The organism is Patescibacteria group bacterium (assembly GCA_018817085.1).
Taxonomy (GTDB): Bacteria; Patescibacteriota; WWE3; order CG2-30-40-12; family CG2-30-40-12; genus CG2-30-40-12.
On the sequence record JAHIUT010000025.1, the window covers coordinates 1 to 8127 of the forward strand.

Below are 8127 nucleotides of genomic sequence, written 5' to 3' on the forward strand. Positions count from 1 at the left end.
ATTAAGGGGCCTCGCGCCATACCCCGTAAGTTAGGTTCCACTATTCCTCCTTTCCTAACTTACCAACCAACATGTATATATTATACCATAATATTATAGGCTAGTCAATGGGTTGGAAAAAACAAAACGGCAGGAGGAGGGGGCTTATACTACAGGTCGGGGTATTTGTCAAGGGGGTTTCTTAACTAGGGAGACTCCTTTTTCAAAGGAGTCTCCTTTTTTTGCTTTAAAGTCTTCGAGAACTGACGACCCTCCAATACTATCTCAAATCATCGTCGTTTAAGCTCATAGACTCCGCTTTCGGGGCTTCCTCTTTTTCAGTATTTTTTTCAGACTTTTGTTCCGACTTATCAGATTTCTCTGTCTTCTCAAACTTCTCTGCCCTTTTGGCTTTGGGAGCGGGTTTAACCGTCTCTTTTTTAGGCGCGGGCTTTTCCTCTTTTTCAACTTTTTCTTCCTTTTTCACTTCTTTTTTAGGTTCCTTTTCCTCCTCTTTTGCTTCCGCAGGTTTTGAACTTATTCCCAGGGAACTAGTTCCCGCAAGATTAACACTTACTTTAACAGGCATCTCCAACGCCGCAAAAGGAACTGTCTTGTTACTTTCGGGAACAACCGCTAAAATCTCAGCGCCTTCCTTTAGACCAAAATGTTCCACCGTTCTATCCAAAACTTTATAACTCCCATCGCTTGTAACCGCCACCCATCGCCCCTCTTTTTTAACTAAAACACCTGGGGTTTTTAACCTTTTTACTCTTTGCACTTGCTTAAACACCAATCCTCCACCCTCTTCAATTCTTTTTAAGGTATCGCCATACACAAGCCCTGATTTGGACGCGTAATTCTGCGGAACTGGAAATTTGTCGCCTTTTTCGGTTACCATATTCTCCCCGTCATAAACTCCAATTATCCCAGGCACACTAACCGTTCTGCCTACTCCGGGCATTGAGGTTGCCGTTGCCCCGGACAATTTTTCCAAATCCCGTATCAATTGCTTGGTTAAATTCAAAGAGTTAATAGAAGCGTTAATAGCTTGATTTACAAGTTGTATTTGATTTCTTAAATTGTTATTGGACAAAAATATCACCTCCTCTTTTTGAATGTTAGAACTCAAATGTCAAATGTCAAAACCACATGTCAAATCTTAAATCTAACTATTAAGATTTTAGGCTTTTAGATGTGGATTTGAGATTTGAGTTTTGAGCTTTGACATCCTCTTTCCACCTAACCTTCTATTATAACTTCACCTACAGATTGTTGAGTTTCCATCGCTTTCTTTTCCCTGTGTTCCTCGGCAATTGCCATACCAAGGTCAAACGGTCTTTCAATCCACGCTTTAATTTTCGCCTCAACATCGGCGGAAGCGGCGCCAAATTTTCGCCTGCTTGCCTCAACCACTTTTTCTTTATTATTCGTGTATTCCTCTTTTGAAGGAGGGGGCAAAGACGCTCCCGAAAAGGGCGGGCTGGTCATCGCGTCTATCATAAGCTTCACATAAAAATGGTATTTCTCCAAAGTAATAAGGTCGTTTTCCTCAAATATCGGCGCAAACTCGGGAGCCAAAACGGCAGCATCCTGCGCTCCCAAAGTTAAGGCTACTGTAGTGCCAACATTGCCAAAAATAGCGTTTTGAATAGGCTCCGACAACTGCGCCGTATATTGGTGTGTGAGATGCAGAACGAGACGGTATTTTCTAGCCTCGGACAAAATATCGGCAAACGAATCCGAAGCAAAATTCTGAAACTCATCAATATACAAATAAAAGGGCTGGCGTTCCTCCTCCGGCAAATTAACCCGTTGGACAACTTCAAAAAACAGACGGGACACCAAAAGTGAACCCAAAAGGTACGCGTTGTCCTCTCCAATTTTTCCTTTAGAAAGGTTAACCAAAAAAATCTTTTTATTATTCATAATATCCTGCAAATTAACGGTGGAATTTCTCTGCCCCAGTATATTTCTTATCGTGGACGAGCTTAAAAACCTCCCCACTTTGTTTTGTATAGGCGACAAAGATTCGGTAATTAAGGACTGATTCCCTTTCATATCCTTAAACTCCTTGTTCCAATACTCTTTAATAATGGGGTCTTTTACCTTGTGCACAATATAGCTCTGATAATTTTTATCGGCAAACAAACGAGTAATGCCAAGCATAGTGGTTCCCGGCACATCAAGCATAGTTAAGATAGCGTTATTCAAAAGGTATTCAAGACGAGGCCCCCAAGAATATCCAAATTGCTTGGAAAACGCCCCCAAAAGGCCTGACGCCATAAGGTTTTTCTGGCTCGGGTCGGAACATTCAAGCATATTAAGCCCCACCGGGTATTCCGTGTCCGAAGGGTCAAAAATAACCACATCCTCAATACGGTCATCCGGAACATTATTAAGCACAAAATCCACCAATTCGCCGTGAGGGTCAATAACCCCAACGCCAAACCCTTTTTGCATATCCTGAATTATCATATTCTTAAAAATCGTGGATTTTCCCGTACCCGTTTTCCCTACCAAATACATATGGCGATCGCGGTCGGCGTTATCGTTTCGTATGCCAAACTTAATTTTTTTATCCCTAAAAGTAGTGGTGCCAAAAAAGGTGCAGTTTTCCGTAGGCAGATTTAAAGGGGGTTCCCCTCGGCTTGCCAATGTCCAGGAGATATTAGGAGTATCCACTTTAGAGGAAGGCAGATGAAAAATGGAAGCGAGTTCCTCGGTATTTAGTAATATCATTTTGTTGGTATGCAAAGTTCTTTTCTTAAAATCATCAATAGTGTCGTTACTATCATCCGTCCAATCGGCGCCTTTTAAACTGTTAAGGCTGGAAGTGGAAAACTGCCTAAACGAAGCGGTAACTCCGCGAATAATGTCTTCTAATCGCAAGGTGTCATCGGCAAAAGCGGCTATTTTTATTTCCACCTCAAACCCCATTTTGGAAAGTTTATTTCCAATAGCTTCAAGCTCAAGCTCCTTATCTCCAGAAAGTTTTGGCGACACGGGCGATAAAGGTTTGTATGCTGGCGGTGGAGGGGGTTCGTTGGACACTATTTTTTTTGGAATTTCCACAAAAACGATGGACAAAATTTCGCTCAAAGCGTCTTTTAGTATTTCGCGCAAAGAAAGTTTTATTTCTTTAGCGCCTTCCGTTATTCTTTTAATATACTCATACCCATCTTCCTGCCACCCATCGGGAATAGGGCGAGCTAGAAACTGCAACCAGATTTCTTCGTTATCATTAACATTGCTTAAAGCGCTGGTTATAGCCGCAAGAGGGTCAACTTCAAAATCCCTAAAAGTTTTTATAGGAAACATTAAATCTTTAGCAAGCATAAAATGCCCGCCTCTAGAAAATTTGGGGACTTCGGATTTAACAAAATCTGTACTTTCGGTAATTTGCGCGTCGGGATATTGGGCGTAAAGCTGGCTTTCAACAAACCCTCTTAAATGTTTGGGAACGGTGCAGTAAAAACCAATGCCGTTTTTGGTAGCGGAGATTTCAAATGCGGCGTGTTCCTGCTCGCCAATATCTTCCCGCAAAAGTCCATGCAAAGAGGAGAAAAACTGTTCGGCGGCTAAGGGAGCGGCTTGAAGTTCGGTATGTTTTTCAAACTGCATTTTGGGAACGCGGATATGCAAAGTTACATTATCAAATTCTATTTTTGAGGATAAAAAATTTTTCTTTTTAAGAAGTTTAACCACAACAAAGACGACCCCAGCGCCTGCCAGCAAAGCTGTAATTATTAAAAACATTCTCTCCATAAAAACTCCTCTGTCTCTCGTATCCTTTATCTTATTATTATATCACATATTATATCACATACAAAATTTTTATGTTTTCAATCCCCCCATACCCACACCCGGTGTGCAATTTTTCCCACCCCTCCAATCCAATCCCGACTTTAGGTCGGGATTTATGGTTGGTAAAATCGTCGCAGTAGCTCCTCTTTAACCAACCATAAACAAAAGCGCCGAGCTATTTTGGCCCGGCACTTTTTAGAAAGGAGAGAGAGACTTAAGTAGTATTCTTTCATAAAACATTACCAATGTCAAGCCCCAAAATAACCACCACTTCCCCACGAAAAAAAGGCTCTGTTCCGCTCTCCACAGCGTCTCGGTCTTTTATTTCCGCTATGCCAAAAACGCGGGATAGTTTCTGCGAGGTTTTGGACAAAGGGTCTACGGAAACTAAAAAACTTTTCTCATACTTTTTTTCGGTATTGCCTACATCCAGCAAAGTTAATCCGCTATTTTCAACTACCCTGCCCCCCCACCCAGCAAGCCCCGCTATCTCCGCGCCGTTTAAAATCATTATTCGCGCGTTTTCCTCCCCCGTAATACCCCGCAATATGTAGCTTTTCCAAAACACATCAAAAAGTTCCCTATCCTTGAATGATTCCTCGTTAATTTCAAAAACTTTGCCGCTATTTTCTCCTCTAACAAAACCTAAAACCCTAAATATCTCGCCCATACTTAAGTTGGATTTAACGCGGGTTTTTAAAAATTTTAGGAAGTTGGGGTTTAAATAAAGTTTTGTGGCGGAAACATTTTTACTAATATCTTTTAAATCCACCTCGCCAAACATTTCTTTAATCTCGGAAATACCCTTTTCGTCAATTAAAACATACGAGTTGGAATATACCGCAAGCTGTTTAAACACCGTTTCCTGCGTAAGACGAACATTGCCAATAACAAAGGCTTTAGACAAACTTCCTTCCCCATATCTTTCGGCAAGGTCGCAATCGGCAAAAATTGGGAGGTTTACTATAAAATAATTTTGACTTTGCGGAACAATTTTTAAAATATAAGCGCCTTTAAGAGACGAAGTTGTTTTGTTTATATCCCCCACCACTAAAAATAAAACATTAAGGTCGTCCTCCCCTTGCCATTCCTCGTTTTTTTCTATGGACCCAAGGGACGCTGAAATTAAAGGAGCTTTAGCAAATTTGTAGATTGAAAATGCGGTAAGTAAAAGAGTTGTTAAAACAAGGGATAAAACGGCAAAGAAAAGAAAACGGATTTTCTTTCGCGCCTTTCGCGCGGCTTTAGATTTTTTCCAGCTAAACCCTTCTTTTCTTTTAGCAGAGATTTTTTTTGACTTTTTGGCAGAACGAGCAAGCATAACTAAAAGTATAATAGCGTATACACGCTTGCTATGCAATAAGAGTTTTTTCTAAAAAGGTGAATTTCTCTTGGGGTCTGTACCCCGCCAGCTGGCGGGGTCAGCGCCCCTATGAATTTTTCCCGCTTAATACCCACTAAGCTATCTGCAAAACCAACCTCGGGGGTTGGAAATTCCAATTATGTCTCTATTATACTACAGGTCGGGGCGTTTGTCAGTAGGATAAAACGGGGCTGAATTATAATTTGAAATTTGTCCGCCAGCCGGCGGATTGATGGTTGGTAAATTCGTCGCAAGCTCCTCATTAACCAACCAGTCAATACCTATGCTCTTCCGCTAACTGACACATTAGCTCTTCTATACCATCCTTCTCAAACCCCAGCAAAGAAAGCGCGTTTCTCGCCATTTCCCTTGCTGCGGTAAATTCTGGTTCCACCACATTTTTAACCCCTTCAATAACAAAATACGCCGCCTCGTTCTCGCTATGAACCCGCATAATAATTTTAATATCTGGCTTTATCCTCCGCGCATGCCTTAATATAAGCTCATTCCCGTTTTTGCCCGGCTTGGCTATAACCAAAATCTTTGCCCTTTCAAGCCTAGCCAACTTTAGGACTTCCTCGTCCTCGGCGTCGCCGAAAATATTTGCCGTTCCCCTATTTCTTAAATATTTTAAATTCTGATAATTCAAATCCACCACCACATAAGGAGCCTTTGCCAAATCCAAAATCCTAGCAACCGCGCGTCCTACCCTGCCATAGCCAATAATAACCGTATGGCAACTCATTTCCTTTAACTCGTCTTTTGGCGCGTAAACCGCCATTGAATCAAGCCGTATAAAAACCCGCGCATAAATTTTTGGTAAGCGAGTCTTGGCAATCTTTCTTATTTTTTCATAAAAAACCTCCGCTTTGTTAAACAAAAACGGGGTAAGTATTATAGTTGTAACCGCCGAAGAAATAATAATCTGAAAAGTGTTTGAACTTATAACCCCCTTATCCAAACCTATCTTTGCCAGAATAAAACCAAACTCCCCAATCTGAACCAGCCCTAACCCCACAAAAAATGCTATTTTGGAATGATAGCCCTCGTACAAAACAAGTCCAAAAGAAACGGCAAATTTAGTAAGCAAAATACTAGCCGAGAGAATAAGGATAACAGGAATATGCAAATACAAAAAATTAACATCCACCAAAAAACCCAACGCCACAAAAAACACCGCCGCAAAAATGTCCCGAATAGATTTTATTTCCATAAAAACTTCGTCGTTAACCCCAGAAGCCGACAAACAAACCCCCGCCAAAAAGGCGCCCAAAGCAAACGACAACCCGAGATTAAGCGCGCCCAAAGAAAAAAGAATACAAAACACAAAACTTAAAACAACCAATAACTCGCGGTTATGCAAGAGGGCAAGTTTAATAAATATTTTGGGTACAATTTTTCGCCCAATAATTAAAGTTAAATAAAGCACCACAAAAGGTTTAAGCGCTATTATAGCAATGTTTTTGAAAGAAGCCTCTACCCCGGTAAAGAACGGCAATAACGCCATTACCGGCAAAACCGCAATATCTTGGATAATAAGCCAACCCAAAAGGATTTCGCCATGCAAAGAATTAAGCGCTCCCCTTTCGGCTAAAATTTTAGCAACCACCGCTGTGGAAGAAAACGCCAAAAGCAAAGCCACAAAAATAGATTCGCCCCGCGAAGTATGCAGTAACTGGGTTAAAAGAAAATATCCCAAAAGAGAGCTTATAGCAATCTGTAAAACTCCTCCCAAAACCGCTATCCTATAAACAGAAGCGATTCTTTTAATGGAGAATTCTAAACCCAGCGAGAAAAGAAGAAGCGCCACCCCAAGTTCGCCAAAAAAGGCTATCTGCGAGGATTGAACAAAATTTTTGGACAAGACATTGCCTAAAATAACCCCGGCAATAAGGTACCCTACCACCAAAGGCTGTTTTAAGCGGTGAGCTAAAATCCCCCCAATAAGGGCGGCAAAAAGAACTATGGACAGTTGGACGGCAATGTCAAGCATTAATGAAATGTCAAAACTCAAAACTCAAAACCATATCTAAAAACTGATAATCTTATAAATTTAGATTTAAAATTTGACACATGGCTTTGACATTTGACATTTGAGTTTTGAGATTAAATCTTTCAACTCCTCCGACAACTCTGCTTCAAAGGCTACATCTTCCCCACTCCCCGGATGTTTAAACCCTATTTTCTCCGCGTGCAAAAAAATGCGCGGACACCATTTTGAATCACTTTTATAATCTTTTCTACTTAAATAAAGTTTATCACATACCACAGGGCAATTAACAGCCGCTAAATGTACTCGGATTTGGTGCGTTCTACCTGTTTTTGGAATACATCTAAGTAAGGTAAATGTCATCCCAGCCCCCGCGCTGGGATCCATGTTATGTAGTTTCTGGATTCCAGCTTTCGCTGGAATGACGCCAAGAATTTCAAACTCTGTAACCGCATTTCTGCCCCCTTCCACCACCGCCCATTTCATCCTGTTTTTAGGATTTCTGCCAATCGGCGCGTCCACAATAAAAGATAAATCGGATGTATCAGATGTATCAGAGTTATCCAACCCCTCCGATTTTATCAACTTATAATAATTCCCGTGTACCAAAGCCAAATACTCCTTTTGGACAGAGCGTTCCTTAAACTGCTTTTGCAAATTTTCAAAAGCTTCTTTTGTTTTAGCAATAACCATAACCCCCGAAGTGCCTTTATCAAGACGGTGGACAACCCCAACCCGCATCTCAAATTCGGACGTCGGCAAAAAGGGACTACCCCGATTCGGGGTAGTCCCTTTTTGAATCTCCACAAACCTACCGGCAGATTCCAACCAATCCATCACCGTAGTTTTTTCGCGGACAGTGTCCGCCCTATTAACCACCAGCCCAGAAGGTTTATTGATAACGAGAATGGACGCATCTTCGTAAATTATGAAAGGGGTAAGATTAGTCATAAGAGTATTATAACAAAAAAGAGGCGCTGAACGAGAA

General features: G+C 41.3%; 5 protein-coding genes. All 5 read right to left on the reverse strand.

Annotation, left to right across the window (positions count from 1 at the left end):
• Positions 1–259: 259 nt before the first annotated feature.
• Entirely contained in the window at positions 260–1075 is an 816-nt protein-coding gene (locus KJ678_01515) for a hypothetical protein (protein ID MBU1016823.1), read from the reverse strand.
• Positions 1076–1221: 146 nt separating this feature from the next.
• Positions 1222–3747, reverse strand: coding sequence for a type IV secretion system DNA-binding domain-containing protein (locus KJ678_01520; GenBank protein ID MBU1016824.1), 2526 nt, complete (start codon positions 3745–3747; stop codon positions 1222–1224).
• A gap of 268 nt (positions 3748–4015) precedes the next feature.
• Positions 4016–5107, reverse strand: a complete 1092-nt coding sequence (locus tag KJ678_01525) for a LytR C-terminal domain-containing protein (protein ID MBU1016825.1) — start codon at positions 5105–5107, stop codon at positions 4016–4018.
• Positions 5108–5423: 316 nt separating this feature from the next.
• Complete coding sequence (locus tag KJ678_01530) at positions 5424–7142, reverse strand: cation:proton antiporter (GenBank protein ID MBU1016826.1); 1719 nt, start codon at positions 7140–7142, stop codon at positions 5424–5426.
• A gap of 66 nt (positions 7143–7208) precedes the next feature.
• Complete coding sequence (locus KJ678_01535; protein ID MBU1016827.1) at positions 7209–8090, reverse strand: RluA family pseudouridine synthase; 882 nt, start codon at positions 8088–8090, stop codon at positions 7209–7211.
• Positions 8091–8127 lie beyond the last annotated feature (37 nt).